A 19,918-nucleotide genomic window follows, 5' to 3' on the forward strand; every position below is an offset into this window, starting at 1 on the left:
TTAATGAAAGGTTATATTATCCTGTTTGATTGCTTCAATATGATTAAGTAAAGCTTTTTCTTTTACGGGGGCGCCTTCCTCTTCTATGGCGGATACATGGACAATTTCCAGGTGAAAGTGTAACTGTTTTTGTAAGCCGGTTAAGTAATTGATTGCATTGATATCGGCCAGTTCGAAAGCCGTGGCTAACGTTACTTTTTTAAGCCGGGCTAAATCCGCTTTTGGCGGGATGATCAATACGGGGCAGGACGAATGATCTATCACCTGCATTGTATCTCTGCCGAAGATCAAGTGGCCTAAAGAGCTATCTGTACTGCTGCCGATTACAACAAGGTCAACGTTATTCTCCTGAATAACCGCCGCTGTATTTCTGCCAAGTGAACCTTCACCAATTGATAATCAATTTTAGGTTCAATGCCTTCTGTAGTTAGGTCTGCAATAATATGCTTTAGTTGAATAGCCAATTGGCCCAGCTGTGCCGCGCTTTCGTCTTTACGAAAAACGAACTCTTCTACCACCCAGGGCCCACCGGCATATGTAGGAAGTATAGGGTGGTCATAATAAGTGTTGTAAAGCAATATATCTGCATTTAAATTCCTCAGAGCTTTCGCGGCGGTTTTTGCGGCGTGGTTTGCATTTATTGAAAAGTCAGTGAGCATTAGAATCGTCTTCATGGTGTAATTCTTTAGACTGTAAAGCTATCCGTTCATTATTCTCCAATAAATGATTAAGATCATTTATTGGCTTGATTACTATTATCTAAACAGTGCTATTAGTTGATCACTTTTGATAAAAGTCATGAACCAGACACACATCCACCTGCTGATCACCCACCTGCCTATCGTTGGCACGGCTTTGGGTGCATTTGTCCTGATCCATGGGATATGGAAAAACCGTAAGATTAGTAGCTTTCATACCTACCTGGCCAAATTTGTTGCGGTTTTTCAGGGTGTATTCCTTATACTCTTTTATTGATTACCCCGGCGTTTACATACTGTTTTACTTTGTGCCAGCTTTAACCATCCTTGATTTGTTAGAAGAAATCGTACGTACTTATTATTCCGAAATGGGAAACCGATATAAAAGGCTTATATTGGGTAATAAATAAAAGTGCGCTCCCAAAAGTGTAAAACTGCTCCCATGGTAAAAGAAATTCCGTTAACCGTGAAACGGGCCATAGAACTAATTGGCCTGTTTGTTTTAGGAACCATCATCATAGCTGGAAATACGATCATTATGCCTTTGTTGATGGCGTTCTTCTTCAGCCTGGTACTTTTACCCGTGTTTCGTTTTTTCAGGAAGCTAAAAGTACCGGAGGTTATTGCGGTTTTTTTGCCAATATTGTTATTAACCGTCATTGTGGCGCTGATCATCTGGTTGTTCTCCAGTCAGATAGGTGCTTTGGTAGATGATTTTCCGCAGATTCAACGTACCGTGGCCAAACACCTGGATGACCTAAGTATCTGGATTAGCAATTCATTTGGATATTCCCCGGCAGAGCAAGTGAAATTCATTAATGTGCAAAGCAAAAAGTTATTCAGTTCTTTAGGCGGAGTTTTAAACGGCGCGGCTGGATCTTTGTCTGGCATGGTTATATTTATTGGATTATTGCCGATCTATATATACCTGATCATTCTATACAGGAATCTTTTTTTAAGATTTCTGCTGATGTGGTTTAAAAAAGAGGAGTATCTGAATGTGGAGGAAGCTGTAAGGCAAACTGAAAAAATGGTTAAAAGCTATCTTGTAGGACTGCTGATACAGATTACCTATATCATTGTTCTTTTAGGTGGCATATTATGGTCTTTCAATATTCAGAATGCACTGCTCATTGGTATTATCTTCGCTTTTCTGAACCTGATCCCGTACCTGGGCGCCCTGATCGGCAATATTCTGGGGGTGCTGTTAACGCTGGCTTCGTCAGATAGTGTTGCAGATGTGCTGATTGTATTGGGAGCTATCACAGTGGTACAATTTCTGGATAATAATATCTTAATGCCTCGTATCGTAGGGTCGCAGGTGAAAATTAATCCGCTTGTTTCCATTGTTGGCATTATCGTTGGCGGGAGCATGGCGGGGCTTTCGGGCATGTTCCTGGCGATGCCGGTGTTATCTATGCTAAAAATAGTGTTTGACCGTAGCGAAAATTATAAGCAATGGGGTGTGTTACTGGGTGATGAGCGGCCTGTAAAGAGCCAGATGCAGGTTTAACTCCTCCGGTTGTGTATTTTCTGGAAAGCTTTGTAGCCCTGAAAAACAACTAATGGCAACAGGCTGGCTGTTGTAGCGGTTAGCCACAACTTAGAATAATACTAAACCCAGGCAGCGTGTAGCAAAAACAATTAACGTTAGTCCACTACAGGTCAAAATGGCAATCCATATATCAAGGAGCGGACCTTGGCAAAATTATTTGCCATCCTTTTTTTTAAAGGTGAGTAAAGGAACCTTTCCATAAAAGGAATATTCTGTGGCATTGGAAGGGAAAAATAGCTTTTCGAGCATAGACCTGGACTGATGGGTGAATAAGACCAAAAGGGACGGTTTGCTGATCTTAACAGCATGATCTATATCTTCCAGTAAATTATTGTTGACGTCTCTTTGCAGGTTTAGAAGGCTAATTTTATAACTATTTTTTTTCTGTAAGGTGGCTTCAGCCAACTCTTTGTCAAAAGCGAATTCATTAGGATAGGAGATATGTACCATCTCGACACTGGCACCAATTGGCCCGGCAAAATCGACAACCTCTTTTAATTCGTTTTCATAATCGGTCATATCCGAGGCATACAGGACGTGTTTCAATTCTTTTAAGTGATATCCGCTTGGTATGCATATTACAGGTACAGTCGAACAACTGATCAATTTTGCGGTATGCGTACCGAATATTTTTGCAATAGTGCCCGCGCCACGGGTACTGATGCAGATATAAGAACAACTGTTCCTGCTGGCATAATCCGTGATGCCAGCAACTACATCGATATTGGATACTAAAACTAATTCGTAGTTAATTTCGCGTTCATCGATATCACGATAGATGCCTGCAATAAATGATGATAATTCGTCTGTAGTTTTTTTTCTGAATTCATTTGTATACGCCGCAAAAGCGTGGTCTGTCCATTTGAAGGGTTTTAAAAGATGGTATACATGAAGGATGGTTAATTCCGCCTTACGCCGGCTGGCCAGTTTAATCGCAAAACGGATAGCCGCTTTGGAATTAACGGATTGATCTGTTGTAACTAATATCTTTTCCATAATTATTCGAGGTTTAACGGTTGTGATGTTGTTTTATTCGGCACGTATGTACATCTTGTTTAAGAACTTAAAATAACTTTCAGCGCTTTCTCCTCGGCTGCGTTGCCAAATGTATCGTATGCTTCCACCACCTGGTCTAATCTGAAACGATGTGTGATTAGTTTGGCGGGCGCTATTTTCCTGGATTGTATCGTTTTTAACAACATTGGGGAAGTCACTGTGTCTACGAGCCTGGTCGTGATAGTAATGTTTTTCGACCATAGGTCTTCCAGGTGTAAGCACACACTTTTTCCATGAACGCCAATATTGGCGATACGGCCGCCGGGGGCGATAATCGCCTCACATAGCTCGAATGTCTCGGGAATACCGACAGCTTCTACTGCCACATCAACACCGGTTTGGTTGGTGAGTTTCATTACCGCTTCAATTGTATTTTCATTGCGGCTATTAATAGTCTGTGTTGCGCCGAATTTCCTGGCTACATCGAGCCGGTTAACATCCTGATCGATCATGATAATTTCCGCAGGTGTATAAAATTGCGCGGTAAGTAAAGTGGCAATCCCGATTGGACCGGCACCTATTATGGCTATGGTATCTCCGGGTTGTACCTTGCCGTTCAATACGCCGCATTCAAAGCCTGTAGGTAGTATATCACTTAACATCACCAATGCTTCTTCGTCAGAACCGCTGGGTACCAGAAAAAGGCTGTTATCGGCGTGGGGGATACGAACATATTCTGCCTGCGTACCATCAATCAGGTGTCCTAATAACCAACCACCATCTGTACAGTGAGAATACATGCCCTTTTTACAGTAGGTACATTTACCGCAAGACGTGATACAGGATATAATCACGTGGTCACCCGGCTTAAAATTACTGACAGTGGTTCCCACTTCTTCGATCACACCCACGCCTTCATGCCCGATGATCCTGCCATCGGCAACTTCAGGAACATCTCCTTTCATAATGTGCAGATCTGTACCGCAAATCGCTGTTTTCAGGATTTTTACAATGGCATCGCTTGTTGACAGCAGTACCGGTTTTGGCTTTTCTTCCCAGGATTTTTGGCCCGGGCCATGATAAACTAATGCTTTCATATCTTCTGCTTTAACGGGTTTTATGTTAAGCACAAAATTGCTGTTGTTTTATTTTTTTTATGATGTTGATCGTCAGATAAATAAATGATATATATCACTATTAAAGATGACGGATAATTGACGGGTCCTTTGCATATTAAATATGTGAGCGGTATACCTGTAGTGGTATCGCACATCAAGGCCTTGAGCGATACTTCAGTGCCCGTACAGGTGAGCATTCCGGTGACTGTTTTTCCGTATTGATTTATACATGGTTGAACCGTACCGGATGTTTACAATCAATTGAATAAATGACCGTCGTCACTAATTTAAGCTGCCGGGCATTGCAATTTTACATTATAAAATTCATCTTATGAAAACAGTTGAAATAAGCGATGTCACCCTTAAAAATACAGTTATTGGGTTGTTTGTTTTGTGCATCTTTTTGTTGCCTGTGAAAGCCAGGTCAGAACACTATACATCCGGAAAAGCCAATGGTTATAATACAGTTGATACTTCGGTCACAGCTCAGATCGTCGGGCAATTAAATGATAATGCATTGAATAATGGCCTGTACTTTCCTGTTTCAACTAAGCGGTTTTATGAAAAACGAGATTTTGCTCCAGTATGGACAGTGGAACAAAAAGACCAAAATAAAACATGGGCTGCCATGCTGCTGATTGATTGTGTGTTGCAATTTGGTTTAAGGCACGAAGATTACCATCCTAAAGAGTTGCAGTACGCTACATTGCATACCATACTCGAACAAGCCGGTAAAGTAAGCAATAAGCAAAAGGCCCGGTTTGAGATATTCCTCACCGACGCTATGCTGGCTTTTATGAATAACCTGCATTTCGGCAAACTTAACCCGTATTATCCGGCAGAGAAAATTGATAGGGCAGCCATTAACGGTTTTAACAGCGAAGAATTATTAACTAATGCGCTCAAACAACCGGCCTTTATGGATGCAGTGGTAAAAGTGCAACCCGTAAACAAAGACTACGCAATATTTCAACATCAGTTACATTTGATTAAAGGGCTTTATGAAGGGGATTGTTATGAAACGCCGGAGGCCGATGTGAGGAAAATCGCCGTAAACATGGAGCGGCTACGTTGGGCTGATATGAACCATAGTACTTATATCCAGATCAATATCCCTACTTACACATTGAAATTTGTACTGCCGGATACTACATATATTTTCAAGATAGTTGTAGGCGCTCCTGCTACACCGACACCTTTGATGGTAAGCACACTTACAGATTTTGCTACCGGAACAGGCACTGTAAATCCCAAAACTAACCAGAGAGACAAACTGATTCCGTATAATCTGTTTTTTAAACAAAAAACAGGCAATCAAAAAAATGGTAGTTATATCTATTTCATGCCCGGCAATAAGGCAGGTATAGAGTTGTTAGGTTTATCTGATAAGAATTTATTCACAAAGCAAAAAAGAGCGATGAGTAACGGGGCGATAAGAATTGAGCGGGGAGAAGAACTTGCCAAGTTATTATTGACTACAGCCGGAAATAAAACAGATATACAATCCATGCACCGAGCCCTGATGGATCGGGAAATTAAAATTTTTCAACTTAAAAAGCCTGTACCAATCAGAATCACTTATATCACTACTGCCATTGTGGATGGCCAGATCGTAAAATATGAAGATATATATAACCTTGACAGCAAGGTCGAAAATCAGCTTTATGGCCTTAAACCCATCAGTAAAACAAAGTGAGTGGTTTTAATTATGAATTTGAAAAATTATGTTCTGTCAACTTGTAAGCCTATCGAAACCTATGGAATCGCTAATAAACCTGATTACCTTATCAATTTAACATGTAATAAAATTAAGGAATTTGAGGCCAATTGCTACTCGCAAACCGATACCGCCCGCTGGAACGATCTTGTTTTGAAAAATGGAATACCATCAGCATTGGGTCACTGAAAAGATATAAGGCTGATACAGCTATTACCGAAAAGATTAGCAGCAGGGATAAAGACCGCAAATATGAGCTCAATGGTACAACCGCCGCGCTTATTACAACTACGTAGCCGATACCGTAAAACAGGTTTTGCTGCTCAAAAATAGAAACAGCAATTACAAAGCAGATCAGTTTACGCTGCACTATACCAAACCTGAAAACGGCACTATTATCCTTACTGGCGTTGATCATAACAAGGATTCTGTTTACGTACAGCTGGACAACATCAACAAAAAGTACCTGCTGCACGAAACTGCACAGGGCAGGAGTAAGGCACTTAAATTTTAAGCAATAAACCTTTAAAAGATATTAATCATGGCAACAACAGTAATAAACCCGGACACCGAACAGGCAGGCAATGTTGTACCCGAAAGCAAAACCCGGCATGCTGCCCCGTAGCTGATCCCGGCGCACAAAAGGAATGGACTGCCACACAGCGTGTGGCTTTCCGTGTCGCTTTCATCTTTTTCATTATCATGTGCATCCCCACCACTGCTGAGTGGTGGAATAACCTGGTAACCATTAACTGGTTCCATTTGCATTACCGCGATTTGTATGATATAGCGCGGTTTTCGCCAAGTATTTACAAATTTCAAACCCCTGCTTATAACCTGTTAGGCTATATTGATTGGGTTGAAGCGCTTGTTATTGATTATGGGCGTGGTCGGTGGTAAGTGGGTATTTTATTACGATGCTGATACCGTTAACAAAGTGCTCTATTTACAGGATAAACTCCCCGAATGTACCAAACGCAAAGGCAGGCGTGGTAACCGCGGCGGCGATAAAGCCGGCGAAAATAAATTGGACAAAATCATTTATCCCTGCCGAAGCAAAGGCTAATATCCGCAATGAGGTAACAGCCATTGATAGGGCCGTACAATCAACCCGCCGTGAGCGTGGAGTGCCCGAAGAGTTGAAAGATAAACGTAAACGCGCGCGCGCGGTGCTCAATTATGCGGCCGACGCAGATGGATCGCACATTGTGTTGACCGGTAAGGACGACAAGAAAAATGATGCGTATATTGTGCTTGACCGCGTAAACCGCCAATACGCGCTTACTGACAGTAAATTAGTAGCGGGCAAATACTAAAACAAATACCTATGAAACCGGAAAAACGTGATTATGATGCAGTGATAGTAGGCTCGGGGCCAAACGGCCTTGCAGCGGGCATATTATTGCAGCAACACGGGCTTTCGGTTTTAGTACTGGAAGGCAAGGATAAAATAGGCGGCGGTTTACGCACCGAAGAGCTTACCCTGCCCGGTTTTAAGCATGACGTTTGCTCAGCCATTCATCCGCTGGCCGCGGGATCACCGTTTTTTGAAACGCTGCCCCTGCATGAGCATGGTCTGGAATATATTTCCCCTGAAATTGCCGCGGCGCATCCCTTTGATAATGGGACTGCCGCAGTACTCAAAAAATCAATCATCGAAACCGCCGACTTGCTTGCCGAGGATAGGGATACCTACATTAAATTGTTAGCACATTTAGTTAAGACCTGGCCCGGCTTAGCACCGGATGTATTGGGGCCGCTTACTTTTCCGAAACATCCGGTTGACCTCGCAGTTTTTGGATTGGATGCGCTTACCTCATCAACCTATTTAGCCAAAAGGTTTAAAACTGAAGAAGCCAAAGGGCTTTTGGCAGGCATGGCTGCGCATAGCATACAACCTTTAACCAACCTTGCTACATCGGCCATTGCTTTGGTGCTTATGGCTAACGGGCATTTGAAAGGCTGGCCGGTACCTAAGGGTGGGTCTGTGAAGATAGCGGATGCACTGGCATTGTATTTTATTTCGATAGGGGGAAAGATAGAAACCAATACCTACATCACCGCTTTTGATCAACTTCCATCGGCCAACGCTGTTTTGTTTGATATTACGCCTAAACAATTGCTGCAAATTGCAGGGCATAAGTTTTCATCGCTATATAAGTGGCAACTGGAACGGTACCATTATGGGATGGGTGTTTTTAAGGTAGATTGGGCACTCGATGACGCTGTGCCATTTAAGGCTGAAGGCGCGAGGAAAGCCGGAACAGTGCATATCGGCGGTACGTTAAAGGAAATTGCCGCCGGTGAGCAACAAATCTGGGAGGGGCATCATCCCGAAAAGCCATTTGTTCTGTTGGCTCAACAAAGTCTTTTTGACAACAGCCGAGCCCCCGAAGGCAAGCACACAGCCTGGGCTTATTGCCATGTACCTAACGGATCAAATAAAGACATGGCCGAGATCATCGAGAAACAGGTGGAGCGTTTTGCCCCCGGTTTTCGGGAGCGCATTATTGGCAGGCATACTTTTAATACCCGACAGTTGGAAAACTATAACCCCAATTATATTGGCGGAGATATTAATGGCGGGGTTATAGATATCGGTCAGCTTTTTACCAGGCCTGTTTTAAGACGTTCGCCTTACCGCACATCAGCAAAGGGTATTTATATCTGTTCGTCATCCACACCTCCGGGCGGCGGGGTACACGGCATGTGCGGCTATTATTCGGCCAAACGAGCATTAAAAGATGTTTTTAACATCAGCATAAAATCATAACATATTATCACACTATAAAACTAAAACTATGTCAACCACCACTACTAAACTAACCCTGCACGAAGACTGGGCAGTAGTTATTTTAGGTTCTTTGATCATTATCCTGTCGCTGGCAGGCCTGCTCTTACCTGTACCAACCTTCGGCTGGAAAACTGGTGCGGATTTAACCGGTACCGTTCTTGATTCGGCCAATCTTACAAAAGTGCTTATTCAGTTTGTATTTGTTATCATTATTGGTGGCATAGGAGCATTAATTACAGGGAAGTCAATTAAAAATTATGCTTTAGGTTTCCCGCTGGTATACCTCGTTACTATTTTGGCTTTAGTACTGGCAGGCAGCAGCCAAGCTAAATCGCTTAACCTCGAAGCGGTGATCTTCAGCCTTGTTTTAGGCTTGCTGATCAGTAACTTTATTAAACTGCCGGAGTGGTTAAAATCATCCCTATCAACCGAATTGTTTGTGAAAATAGGCCTGGTGCTTTTAGGTACCAGCGTTATTTTTGGCGACATTTTAAAAGCTGGTTCTTTAGGCCTGATCCAGGCCCTGGTGGTAGTTACCTCGGTTTGGTATTTTGCTTACTGGGTATGCAAAAAGCTTAAGGTTGATGACGAGATAGCCATGATGATTTCGAGTGCAGTATCCATCTGCGGGGTATCTGCAGCCATAGCTACCGCCGGCGCCATCAAAGGTGATTCAAAAAAGCTTTCTTATGTGATATCGATGGTATTGATCACGGCGATTCCCATGATGATCTTTATGCCTATCATTGCCCATAAATTTCACTTTTCGCAGGAAGTTACAGGCGCATGGTTGGGCGGCAGTATTGATACTACCGGTGCGGTAGTTGCGTCGGGGTCGTTAGTAGGAGAGGTTGCGCTGAAGATCAGCACCATCGTTAAATTTTCGCAAAACGTACTGTTGGGTTTAGCTGCATTTGCCATATCCATTTACTGGACGTATACCAAACACCCATCGGCACAGGATAAAGACACCAAACCAACGTTAAAAGTGATCTGGGAGCGTTTTCCGAAGTTTGTATTGGGCTTTATCGGTGCTTCGCTGTTGTTTTCGTTCGTCCTGTCGCCGGCGGCAGCCGCCACGGTTAAGGATAGTTTGAAAAATTTGCAAGGACTTTGGTTTGCACTGGCTTTTACCAGTATCGGCCTTGAAACCAACTTTGCCGATTTGTTTAACAGGAACAGCAAGAAGCCGTTATATGCCTTCCTGATAGCACAAACCTTTAATATTTTCATTACGTTGGTTATAGCAATCATACTATTCTAACAGGTTTATATGCTCAAAAAGTTAAAAGTAAGGCGGAGCCATGTCCTCATTTTTTTTGGGATCATCATTATTGGGGTGATGATTTGGCTTTGGGCTGCTTTTCATCCGATCAAAAAAACTGGCCCCAAAGCTTTGCTACGGGAAAATAGCCACAAAAGAAGAAATAGCCCCCCTTTGATATTGATATACGGCCCGATGGTAAAGGCCTGCCAACGGGAAACGGTACCGCCGAAGCAGGTGAAGTGATCTGAATAAACAAATGTGCATCCTGCCATGTTGCCGATGGCAAGGAGATAAAAAGGGGGCAAGTTGCCGGGGCCTCCGTTAGTAACAGGGAAGGGCAAATCTAAAACTATAGGTAACTATTGGCCTTACGCAACTACCTTATTTTATTAGTAGCAGTTTTTAATACATGAAAACTGCCACTATTCTGCCGTAAAATTAGATTAATCTATGCAGATGTGAATATATCAAAAATCACATATATCTGATTATTAGGTTTTTACGTTATAGTTACATCTCGAGTTTATGAGGCATGGCGATTCGAACCTAAAGCCTACAAAATCTACCAAGTTTAAAATGTAACACAATATAAATCAACAACTTAATTTATTAAAAAGTGCATAAAAAAACCGAACTTTTTAGGTTCGGTTTTTTTCTAGTGGAGCCGGAGGGATCTCAATCGAACCCCTTATTCCGGTTTTAACCCTTTTAGGTGAAATGAAATTGACATGAACTTGTTAACCCCGTTGATTTTATTTTCACAGAAAGCTATCTCGGTAACTTATGGTTCGAGCCCAGTTATGGGAGCTTTAAAATCAATGAATTAGCCTGGCTCGGACGAGTTGGGCTTTTTTATTTGCACAAAATTTGCACAAAAACGGGCTGTGAGGTTTTTAATTAAGTTTTGTCGCGAATTGTTACATGTGGTCGCCCCGAAAAATGCGCCTGTTTTAATCTGTATAGCAAATCATTTTGACTATGGTTATATTTGAAATACAACGCGATGACAAGCAATTTTCAACTTCTTGCTTGATACTGTCGTACTGTTCACTGTTAGGTAAAATAAGGCTAACTGATCCTTTAGGTTTTTACGTGCTGCACTAACAGGCCTTTCGGCACACGTATCGCTATCGTCTGCCGATAATAGACGATTGCCCCGAAAAACAAAGCGCACATAATATATTGAAGGAGATTTGTCGATACCCATGTTCAATAATTTATCCATAAGCTCGTCTTGCGTAGCGCAGTTCTCCTGATTTTGATGTTTATATTTTACGTCAAATAAAATTACACGATTGAAGAAATGGAGAGCCCTTACGCTGTTTTCATGGATAATGTATCCGCCGAGCAGGTCAATTATTAAAGTCGCTTGAAAGCGAACACCAGCTGTAACGTTTCCGAACAGTATTTATTAATTAAATTTATATAACTTTCTTATTATTAAATATTTAATTTGTTGGCACGAAATTTAAACACTTTGATGATATTGCGTTCGTGGTTTTAATATTGTTAATTCGAATTATTAAAATGAACATTGAAGATCGTTTTCTTGAATTGATAGTTAAGGAATTAACAGGGGAAGCTACTGTTGAAGAATTGCAGGAGTTAAACGATTTGCTTATAAAAAATCCTAATGCTATTATATTATTAAAGTACTTATTCGACGAATGGGTGGTAGACGAAAAAATATCCAGGGAAGATAGTCGTCGTCTTTTTGCTAAAATAATGACTTCTATTAAAAATGCAGCGCCCCGGCAAAACGCGCAGTATTATGTTGTACCTAAACACAATTGGCAGCCACCTCCAAATAAACTAATCACCTATTTAAGTAATTTGATACCTATGTTGAAAATATATTTTAAACTCGCTTACCGAAATATTATTAAAGATAAGACCTATTCGGCAATTAATATTGCTGGTTTGGCTATAGGCCTGGCATCGAGCATCCTGATTATGCTTTGGGTGCAAAATGAATTAAGTTATGACAGGTTTCATAAAAATGCAGAACAAATATATCGTATAACCTGTGATTTGAGTGGTTCTAAAGCAGCGGTAAACTCGGCTGGCATGCCTGCCGGATTAAAGGCCGAGATATCGGTTATTAAAAATACAACCCGCTTAAGCGCTATACCCACTACTATTCTGTTTGAAGCTGAAAATAAAAAGTTCGAAGAAAAACGAGTGTTTTATGCGGACCCCAGTTTCATGGATATTTTTTCTTTTCCACTTGTGCAGGGTGACCGTGCAACGGCATTATCACAGGTGGATGGTGTTGTGATTACACAGGAAATGGCAACAAAATACTTTGGAAATGAAAATCCAATCGGTAAAATCTTACGAAAAGATAACAATGAAAACGTGGTTGTAACGGGGGTCTTTGCTAATATTCCTGCTAATTCCCAATTGCAGTTTGATTTCATTCTGCCGATGGTCTCTCTGGCAAGAAACAATAGTGACTTGAAAGATAATACCTGGGACAATTTTAATTTTTACACGTACTTACAATTAGACAAAGGTTTTGTTGCTTCTGCTAATAATTTGTCAGGGCTCGAAAGGCAGATAAACCAGATTTTTCATAACCATGTTCCTGAAATGAAAGTCACGTTTCAATTACAGCCCCTTACAAGTATTCATTTAGGACCTGAAAAGCTGGTAGATTTACCAGGGCATGGTAATGCGCAGTATGTCAACATATTTTTTATTATCGCAATTTTAATTGTTGTTGTTGCTTGTATTAATTTTATGAATTTGGCCACAGCCCGATCAGCGCGCCGAGCCAAGGAAATTGGCTTGCGGAAGGTTGTGGGGGCGCTGCGTATGCAACTGATTTTCCAGTTTTTAAGCGAGTCGATACTTATAACTTTTCTGTCCTTATTTCTTGCTCTCGGGATTGTTTGGTTATTTCTTCCCGAATTCAATAGTTTATCGGATAAGCAGTTGCTTATTCCTGTAGGTGACGTCCGGTTTTGGTTAAGTCTTTTGGGAATTGCTTTGTTAACGGGGATAATTTCCGGAAGTTATCCTGCTTTATTCCTTTCTGGTTTTAACCCGGTCAAAGTGCTTAAAGGAAATGTAAAAGCGATGGGAGGTAATTTGTTATTCCGTAATACTCTTGTGGTAACGCAATTTATGGTTTCTATAGTACTGTTGGTAGGGACAGTGATCATATATAATCAGCTTAAATTTATCAAGGACCGTAACCCTGGTTTTGAAAAGGCTAATCTATTATATTTACCCATGAAAGGCGAGATATGGAGTAAACAGGAGGCCTTTAAAAATGAATTGAGGCAAAATCCACTTACCAGTGATTTTGCAATTACATCCGACTTGCCTACTAATTTGCTCGATGGAACTATTAACGTTAATTGGGATGGCAAAGATCCGCGTTCACAAGTAGTTATACCTGGTATGGACGTAAGTGAAAATTTTATCCATGTATTTAGGATGAAACTATTGGCCGGACGAAGTTTTTCAGGCGCTTTTATCGCGGATTCAAACAATTATGTTGTTAACGAGAAAATGTTGAGCGTTATGAATTTAAACGTAAATACGGCTATCGGTAAAATGCTGACCTTTCATGGTGTCAAAGGTAATATCATCGGAGTTGTAAAAGACTTTAATTTTAAACCCGTTCAACAAGCCATTGAGCCTTTGGTCTTGCGCTTTAATAAGCGTGGCGGTTTTATAGTGGTGAAAACAACATCGGGCAATACAAGTGCAACTACACAGGCTTTAGAAAGAATCAGCCACGAACTCAATCCGGCCTACCCGTTCAAGTTCGATTTTCTTGATCAGGATCTCGCTAATCTTTACAAAGGCGAACGCCAAATGGGTAACATATTTAATCTTTTCGCCATACTTGGTATTTTTATTTCGTGTCTTGGATTATATGGATTATCTGCATTTATGGCCGAACGGCGTACCCGAGAGATAGGTGTTCGTAAAGTTTTGGGGGCATCTGTACCGAATCTCATATACTTATTATCAGTCGACATGACCAAACTCATATTAATTGCCATATGCATAGCCGTACCGGTATCGTGGTATACTGCTACTCGTTGGTTAAATGGCTTTGCCTATCATATCCAGTTAAGTTGGCTCACATTCATTGGTGCATCCCTTGCAGCCTTATGTATCTCTTGGTTTACGGTGAGTTTTGAATCCATAAAAGCGGCGGTTGTTAATCCAATAAAAAGTTTAAGAGCAGAATAAGATTTTCCTTTTGATTTTTTGATTTAGCGTGACGCTGTTAAAAGGTTATATTTTTTGAATAGGCTGTATCGTCATTACGATCAGCCTATTTTTCTTTTTAACGATAACTGTTTTGCCGGCAAGTTAAATACAAACCCGGTTATTGGGTATTGGTGATGTGATGGGATCGAGAAAAGGCCCCTATCGGTTTTATTATCGTGTATGTCATTTAGGTTGAGTATCAAAGTATTTAATAATATTTCGTAGTGTACTCAGGAGTACGATAATGAAAGCTGGCACCACCTGCCCAAGATAAAAAGATAGCTGGCGTGGTCAGATATCTTAAATAGAGCACACAGGTGATGTATTAGTTATGCGGACTATTTTAACCAAATGGGTGATTATGTTAAGTGCTGAGGAAATTGCCCGCTTTAATAGTAAAATTTATGGAGATGGCGGTTTAAAAAGGTATTTGTAGCAGGGCCGACGCATTAGAAATTTTTGTTAGCTATAAGTGTTAGGAGAAACTTGTGATTCCACCCAGCCATTTTTCTTTTGGCCTTTATGCTGGCTTTGCTGGTTTTGTCAGCCTTTAGAACATTTAAAGCTATCTTTCTGACTACAGCAAGATTTTGTGCAGCCTGGCTATTTCGTGTGGTATTATAATCTTCGGCAAAACCAGCATCCGGTTACCAGTGCAACTGGTTTTCTATTCCCCAATGTGTGCGGATGGCCTGGTTAAAATAGGCAGCGTCTGCCTGAAGGCTGGAGATGTAATAACGATTTTGTGTAGTACGGCTGTCCCCAACTATGCGTTCGGAGGTGATTTTGATAATACTATTTATCCCTTTCCAGTTTTCCTTTTCGTCAATCCAGTTAAGTTCATGGACCTTGCAGGTTCTGATCTCAGACCGCCTGTGCCCTTTATCCAGATGCTGGCTGTAACTGTCTTCCCTGAAGTAAAACTGGTTGGTTACCTGGTCATAAAGCGTTTCATGGTTTTGCTTCAGGGCCAGGATATAATCCCCCTGACTTTCGATAATCTTTTCAGCGATTGCTTTTTGGGTGCCCATCGCATCGATGCTGACTACTGCCCCCTTAATGTTCAATAAAGATAGTAACGCCGGGATGGCAGTAATCTCATTACTCTTGTCGGCCACCTTTTGTTGCCCAAGTACCAACTGATTACGGCCTGACCAGGCACTTACCAAATGTAATGCCCCAATCCCTGATGCTTGCAGGCGCTATTGCAGACGCTCTTTCCATCGATAGCAATCAGTTCCCTTTCGCCAGATGTACCTGTTGTTTGAAGGCTCTGGCCAAGTTCCGCCGTCCAGGCGCGGAAACAGCGTTCAAAAACATCCGCATCGATCATCATAAAAACGCGATTGATCGTATCATGACTCGGTATGCCATTTTCAAGAGGAAGCAACTGTTTTAAAAAGTCTTCTTTTTCCTTGCCAAACTCCTCCATTTCGTACCAGCTTTCCGCACCGCATACAACCGCCAATACCGATAGGATTATTATTTCCAGTAAATTATGTTTCTTATTATTGCCCGTGCGCGGATCGGGTATCCATCTGAAATGATCATGAGTGAGCTTGTCATATTCTTTTTACAAAGAAAAAACTCTAAAAGCCTTTAACCACCTCCGAACATTTAAACTTATTCCCTCTTTACCAACATTTTGTTGGTAATACTCTCTTTTTTACCGTTTCTTATACGTCGGCCCTGGTATTTGTAGCCGTTCGTGTATCAGAATTACTGTTTAGTGTATTGGTTTTTTATTGATGGGATTTTTCTCTCTAATTAGAGTGTAAATCAACCTGAACAAAATGAACAGACCAAAATACCTATGAAATCCAAAGAGGAAACACACAGTAATAGCCAAGGGTGGCATGTTTTGTACACCTATGCAAATTTTGAAAAAAAGGTACACGATGCACTGCAAATCCAAAAAATTGAAACCTATCTCCCTTTGTTGAAAGTCGAAAAAAAATGGAGCGACCGGATGAAAATATCTGAAAAACCATTATTTCCGAACTATATATTTATTAGGCCGAATGCGGGGAAATTTAATTATTCGTCATTGTCTGTAAAAGGAGCGGTTAAGTTTATAAAAATCGGGAATAAGCCCTGTATTGTTCAAGACAGCGAAATTATACTCATTCAAAAACTGCTATCTATTACTACAGACATCAGCCATGAAAGCACCTATAAAAAAGGCGATCAAGTGAAAGTGTTGGATGGACCATTTGAGGGATTTTATGGTACAGTTAGAGAATTATCTGGAACAAGCAAGCTTTACATACATATTGAACTGCTTAACCAGACTATTTCTGTCAAAATTTTAAATGCAAATCTTCAAAGGATAGCCAGTTGATAAAAAGATAACATTCGATATCAACGGTTGTCGGATAGCACATTTCTGCAATGTGCTATCTTATTAAGGAGTCTTATCATACATGTTGGATTCTTTATCACTCGGGCCCAGTTTTGATCTATAATATTTTGTGATTATAGAGTAGCCAATCATTTCGAAAACTCGTTGGTGAACGTGAAATAATCTGTTAAAATGCATATGAATCAGACTTGAGATTAACCCCTCATTTGTAACTTTTAATGCTTCCAATAGTTTACTTTTAAAACTATTGGAAGCATGAAATAGATTTAAATAAGGGCGGATCATTGGAAGCTCAGGCGCATTTTCTATGACCATTCTGATTTTTTTTATATTGGTATGATAATATTTTTGCAATATGTTTTTTTCATCTTGAGTAAGATTTTTTTCATCCTGAAACGCCCGACTGTTTTTTAATGATAAAGTTTGTTTTTTTTCAGTAGTCAAAGAAAATAAGTCATAAATTTCATCGATCATTTTTATACTCAGTAACATTAAGGGTATTTCATGCTCAATTCCCTTATTCATCAATACCTGGATGCAAAAATCGCTGCTTATTTCGAAATATTTCTCTATAACTAAGTAATCCGGAACATTATACCTTTCCAATTCACGCTCGTATGTATCGATGGCGATCCTTGGAATAAATCCTTGTTGTTGATATGACGCCAGGCATGTGTTTAATTCTTCTAATAAAGTACTGAGAAAATGCAGGTTTGTTAAACGAAATCTAATCCTGATATGTTCATCCGGGTCTTTGTACCTGACAAAAAACCAAGTGTCAATTTTTGCATTATCACTCCACTTCTTCAAAAGCGGGTATAGCAGATCAGATAAAAGCGTATCGCTGAAGAAAACTGAACAATATATTTTTATATAACACCATTCTGAGCCGGGGGGGAAAGATCGGGTTATGCTCCTTATCTCTGCCTGTTTTTCAGTAGCTTGCTGTTGCTCATTATTTTTTATTATTGTTATAAACTGGTGATTGTAGACCGATCCATCTTTATCTTTAACATAGTCTGCATCCGGTTCGTGAAATTCACGAAGAGTGATTTCTTTTTTCCTTATCATACCATTAAAAAGTAAACTAAAAGAATACTCATCATCCCGGTTTAAAAACATTGTCTGGTCACTTTCAACCCATAATAGTTTTTTGGGAATGCCCCAAAATGTACATTTTGTGTTAAATAATGCTATTTGTTGCTCTATTGCTGTGATTTTACGAAATGGTTTAAGGTTTTCTTCTTTTAATACCCATTGAGCCGATTGCAGAACAATAGATTTGTATTGTATCCTTGGATAGAAGGTTGTGCCCTTGAAATACGTTTTAAAAACAACATTTAAATTTGCCTTGGTAAATTGAGTTTGAAGTGATGACAGCAGCCTATAAATTGGCAGGCTGTTATTTTTGAAATTATGAGCATTATCAATCTTGGGAAATACCTGTTTCCCGCCTTTTTTTGAATAAAGAAATATTGCATTGTTTTTATATTGAACCTCTAATTCGCTGATTTTTAGTTGATACCTTGAAGGTAAATTAGATGCTGATAAATAAGGTATTTCAAAATCGCGTAAACTTGGGTTTCTTAATACATTACCGGCTTGTGTTTCGGGTAGGTGAGTTACTGATGCAATTTGTAGAAACTTGTTTTTTTCTTTTTCGAACTGAGCTATTTCTTTTAGTATATTTAAGATATCGTTATTTTCATTACCGAATCGCCCCAAAAGGGTAGTACCGCTATAGCCTCCGGCAGATTCGATCGCAACATTTGCAGTAGCGTCATTAATTAGTTTGAACATTACAGGAAAAGTATCGGGCAGGGGGGCGAGCTTTATTTTTTCCGCAAGCTCATTCAGGTCATCGGGAGATACATGGATGGTTAAAGAGGTAGAGCTCTCGTTTGAATCAAATTTGGAATTAAAGAATTGTTTGATCAGTTCCTTAATCGGAGTTTCACGCTCACGGGATATAGCAGAAGAAGCAAGAGGGTTGAGCTCATTTAAAATTTCGTCATTAAAGTTTATTATCGCGTTTGAAGCAGGGTCGGTTATTCCAAGGTCAGGGTCAAATAAATGAGCTAATAATATAGGCTTAGTGCCAAATTTGTGTTTTATCTGTTCCTTTATGTTCTCAAGCCATGGATCGGTGCTAACTGTCAGTACCTGGCAGGCATGGATAGCATCGAGTACCTGATTTTTTATTTTTTCGTCTAAAGAATTCTTTAATGAAGGTTTGTAGCTGTTAATCTGAAACGGATTACCTTGGATTTCTCTGTTTAGTATTTTCTCAAATTCTCTCTTTTTTTTCTTTAAAAAACTGCTTAGTAAGCCCTTCGATTTAGTAAATGGAAAATCTTGTTTAAAGGCTTTGAGTTTGGAAATAAGCTCATTTAATTCTTCTATAGGATTAGAAATATTAAGCTCGGCAAGCACCGTAATAATCTGCGATAAAAAATCATGTTCACCAAGCCTCGGCTGTAAAACGCTTACTAATAGTTGAGCATCTATCAAATCGACAACGAGTTCCGTTACATCCACGATGTCGTAATCACTATAGTTACAGGTAAGCATTATGATTTGCTCGTACGACACAAAATTATCCTGACATAAATTATAGATAAAGTCTAATTCTTTAGTAGCTCCTACGGAATTGATATGGTGCTTTTTTGTTTCGTTTTTAATTTCGTAATAATAATAACGATACTCGTTTCCCACTTTATAAACGGACGAGTTTAATTGATAACTTAGGCTGGTTCTGAATTTAAGCTCAAACTCCTCAATTATGCGGCATAAAAACAAGGTATCTGGATGTATGTGAAATGCAGTGTTATGGCTATCTATCTCAACGTTGCTGACTTTATCCCAACTTAAAGTGCTACATGAGGCAAAAGCTCCAAACGGCGTTGCACGATGGCACATCCTGTTAAAATACTTAAGAAGCGTGATTTGGATTTTTAATAATTTTTTATCATCCGAAATCTCACCATTTTTTAACATCTCGCACGTTTTTGAGAAATCGGCAGACGCGGCAGCAATTGCGTCCATTAAGTAGGTGTTTTCGAAAAGTTCAGAAAGATTATTTTCTCCTGTTTCATATTTATTTATTGGGAAAGCGGGAGTCCTCAGCACTAAATTTGGAAAGAATTCGAAGTTCATATACAATTGATGAAGAATGATT

Annotated in this window: 17 protein-coding genes and 1 pseudogene; 11 read left to right on the forward strand and 7 right to left on the reverse strand. The window is 40.1% G+C overall.

What is annotated here, in order from left to right:
• Together MusilaSJ_RS01525 and MusilaSJ_RS01530 are read right to left on the reverse strand one after the other, a co-directional pair.
• Positions 1-393 (reverse strand): universal stress protein, encoded by a 393-nt coding sequence (locus MusilaSJ_RS01525; RefSeq protein WP_342457029.1) that lies wholly within the window; start codon positions 391-393, stop codon positions 1-3.
• On the reverse strand, positions 324-674 hold the full coding sequence (locus tag MusilaSJ_RS01530) for a putative universal stress family protein (RefSeq protein ID WP_274988315.1): 351 nt from the start codon (positions 672-674) through the stop codon (positions 324-326). Before MusilaSJ_RS01530 ends, MusilaSJ_RS01525 begins: the two co-directional genes overlap by 70 nt.
• A gap of 124 nt (positions 675-798) precedes the next feature.
• Between MusilaSJ_RS01530 and MusilaSJ_RS01535 the strand changes: the two genes are divergently transcribed.
• Positions 799-975 carry a hypothetical protein gene (locus tag MusilaSJ_RS01535; RefSeq protein ID WP_274988316.1) on the forward strand — a complete coding sequence of 59 codons (177 nt, stop codon included), beginning with the start codon at positions 799-801 and terminating at the stop codon, positions 973-975.
• Positions 976-1,140: 165 nt separating this feature from the next.
• On the forward strand, positions 1,141-2,211 hold the full coding sequence (locus MusilaSJ_RS01540; RefSeq protein ID WP_274988317.1) for an AI-2E family transporter: 1,071 nt from the start codon (positions 1,141-1,143) through the stop codon (positions 2,209-2,211).
• A gap of 195 nt (positions 2,212-2,406) precedes the next feature.
• Here MusilaSJ_RS01540 and MusilaSJ_RS01545 read toward each other — a convergent pair whose 3' ends face one another.
• Together MusilaSJ_RS01545 and MusilaSJ_RS01550 are read right to left on the reverse strand one after the other, a co-directional pair.
• On the reverse strand, positions 2,407-3,249 hold the full coding sequence (locus MusilaSJ_RS01545; protein WP_274988318.1) for a universal stress protein: 843 nt from the start codon (positions 3,247-3,249) through the stop codon (positions 2,407-2,409).
• Between the two features lie 59 nt (positions 3,250-3,308).
• Complete coding sequence (locus MusilaSJ_RS01550) at positions 3,309-4,346, reverse strand: zinc-dependent alcohol dehydrogenase family protein (RefSeq protein WP_274988319.1); 1,038 nt, start codon at positions 4,344-4,346, stop codon at positions 3,309-3,311.
• 352 nt (positions 4,347-4,698) lie between these two features.
• On the opposite strand from MusilaSJ_RS01550, the gene MusilaSJ_RS01555 reads away from it, so the two are divergent.
• The 8 genes from MusilaSJ_RS01555 to MusilaSJ_RS01590 all read left to right on the forward strand — a co-directional run bounded on the left by MusilaSJ_RS01555 (position 4,699) and on the right by MusilaSJ_RS01590 (position 14,357).
• A complete protein-coding gene (locus MusilaSJ_RS01555; protein ID WP_274988320.1) occupies positions 4,699-6,063 on the forward strand; it encodes a L,D-transpeptidase scaffold domain-containing protein in 1,365 nt (454 codons plus the stop codon).
• A gap of 131 nt (positions 6,064-6,194) precedes the next feature.
• A complete protein-coding gene (locus MusilaSJ_RS01560; RefSeq protein ID WP_274988321.1) occupies positions 6,195-6,380 on the forward strand; it encodes a hypothetical protein in 186 nt (61 codons plus the stop codon).
• 20 nt (positions 6,381-6,400) lie between these two features.
• Positions 6,401-6,598 carry a hypothetical protein gene (locus tag MusilaSJ_RS01565; RefSeq protein ID WP_274988322.1) on the forward strand — a complete coding sequence of 66 codons (198 nt, stop codon included), beginning with the start codon at positions 6,401-6,403 and terminating at the stop codon, positions 6,596-6,598.
• Positions 6,599-6,786: 188 nt separating this feature from the next.
• Complete coding sequence (locus tag MusilaSJ_RS01570) at positions 6,787-6,984, forward strand: hypothetical protein (RefSeq protein ID WP_274988323.1); 198 nt, start codon at positions 6,787-6,789, stop codon at positions 6,982-6,984.
• A gap of 17 nt (positions 6,985-7,001) precedes the next feature.
• Positions 7,002-7,400, forward strand: a complete 399-nt coding sequence (locus MusilaSJ_RS01575; protein ID WP_274988324.1) for a hypothetical protein — start codon at positions 7,002-7,004, stop codon at positions 7,398-7,400.
• An 11-nt stretch (positions 7,401-7,411) separates the two neighbouring features.
• A complete protein-coding gene (locus MusilaSJ_RS01580) occupies positions 7,412-8,857 on the forward strand; it encodes a phytoene desaturase family protein (RefSeq protein ID WP_274988325.1) in 1,446 nt (481 codons plus the stop codon).
• Between the two features lie 28 nt (positions 8,858-8,885).
• Positions 8,886-10,142 carry a YeiH family protein gene (locus MusilaSJ_RS01585; protein WP_274988326.1) on the forward strand — a complete coding sequence of 419 codons (1,257 nt, stop codon included), beginning with the start codon at positions 8,886-8,888 and terminating at the stop codon, positions 10,140-10,142.
• 1,530 nt (positions 10,143-11,672) lie between these two features.
• A complete protein-coding gene (locus MusilaSJ_RS01590; protein WP_274988327.1) occupies positions 11,673-14,357 on the forward strand; it encodes an ABC transporter permease in 2,685 nt (894 codons plus the stop codon).
• 668 nt (positions 14,358-15,025) lie between these two features.
• Here MusilaSJ_RS01590 and MusilaSJ_RS01595 read toward each other — a convergent pair.
• Both MusilaSJ_RS01595 and MusilaSJ_RS01600 read right to left on the reverse strand, forming a co-directional pair.
• Entirely contained in the window at positions 15,026-15,547 is a 522-nt protein-coding gene (locus MusilaSJ_RS01595) for an ISAs1 family transposase (protein WP_274988328.1), read from the reverse strand.
• Positions 15,541-15,915: pseudogene (locus MusilaSJ_RS01600) on the reverse strand (ISAs1 family transposase); the annotation flags it as partial. The gene MusilaSJ_RS01595 and the pseudogene MusilaSJ_RS01600, both read right to left, overlap by 7 nt.
• A 276-nt stretch (positions 15,916-16,191) precedes the next feature.
• On the opposite strand from MusilaSJ_RS01600, the gene nusG reads away from it, so the two are divergent.
• Entirely contained in the window at positions 16,192-16,719 is a 528-nt protein-coding gene (gene nusG, locus MusilaSJ_RS01605; RefSeq protein WP_274988329.1) for a transcription termination/antitermination protein NusG, read from the forward strand.
• Positions 16,720-16,782: 63 nt separating this feature from the next.
• On the opposite strand, the gene MusilaSJ_RS01610 is transcribed toward nusG, so the two are convergent.
• Complete coding sequence (locus MusilaSJ_RS01610; RefSeq protein ID WP_274988330.1) at positions 16,783-19,896, reverse strand: lantibiotic dehydratase; 3,114 nt, start codon at positions 19,894-19,896, stop codon at positions 16,783-16,785.
• Between the last annotated feature and the right edge of the window lie 22 nt (positions 19,897-19,918).

Origin of the sequence: Mucilaginibacter sp. SJ (assembly GCF_028993635.1) — a bacterium.
GTDB lineage: Bacteria > Bacteroidota > Bacteroidia > Sphingobacteriales > Sphingobacteriaceae > Mucilaginibacter.

Excerpts from the sequence above, each read along its gene's own strand:
- MusilaSJ_RS01530 (WP_274988315.1), bottom strand. The coding sequence starts at position 674 with ATGAAGACGATTCTAATGCTCACTGACTTTTCAATAAATGCAAACCAC.
- MusilaSJ_RS01535 (WP_274988316.1), top strand. The coding sequence starts at position 799 with ATGAACCAGACACACATCCACCTGCTGATCACCCACCTGCCTATCGTT.
- MusilaSJ_RS01540 (WP_274988317.1), top strand. The coding sequence starts at position 1,141 with ATGGTAAAAGAAATTCCGTTAACCGTGAAACGGGCCATAGAACTAATT.
- MusilaSJ_RS01545 (WP_274988318.1), bottom strand. The coding sequence starts at position 3,249 with ATGGAAAAGATATTAGTTACAACAGATCAATCCGTTAATTCCAAAGCG.
- MusilaSJ_RS01550 (WP_274988319.1), bottom strand. The coding sequence starts at position 4,346 with ATGAAAGCATTAGTTTATCATGGCCCGGGCCAAAAATCCTGGGAAGAA.
- MusilaSJ_RS01555 (WP_274988320.1), top strand. The coding sequence starts at position 4,699 with ATGAAAACAGTTGAAATAAGCGATGTCACCCTTAAAAATACAGTTATT.
- MusilaSJ_RS01570 (WP_274988323.1), top strand. The coding sequence starts at position 6,787 with ATGTGCATCCCCACCACTGCTGAGTGGTGGAATAACCTGGTAACCATT.
- MusilaSJ_RS01575 (WP_274988324.1), top strand. The coding sequence starts at position 7,002 with ATGCTGATACCGTTAACAAAGTGCTCTATTTACAGGATAAACTCCCCG.
- MusilaSJ_RS01580 (WP_274988325.1), top strand. The coding sequence starts at position 7,412 with ATGAAACCGGAAAAACGTGATTATGATGCAGTGATAGTAGGCTCGGGG.
- MusilaSJ_RS01585 (WP_274988326.1), top strand. The coding sequence starts at position 8,886 with ATGTCAACCACCACTACTAAACTAACCCTGCACGAAGACTGGGCAGTA.
- MusilaSJ_RS01590 (WP_274988327.1), top strand. The coding sequence starts at position 11,673 with ATGAACATTGAAGATCGTTTTCTTGAATTGATAGTTAAGGAATTAACA.
- nusG (WP_274988329.1), top strand. The coding sequence starts at position 16,192 with ATGAAATCCAAAGAGGAAACACACAGTAATAGCCAAGGGTGGCATGTT.
- MusilaSJ_RS01610 (WP_274988330.1), bottom strand. The coding sequence starts at position 19,896 with ATGAACTTCGAATTCTTTCCAAATTTAGTGCTGAGGACTCCCGCTTTC.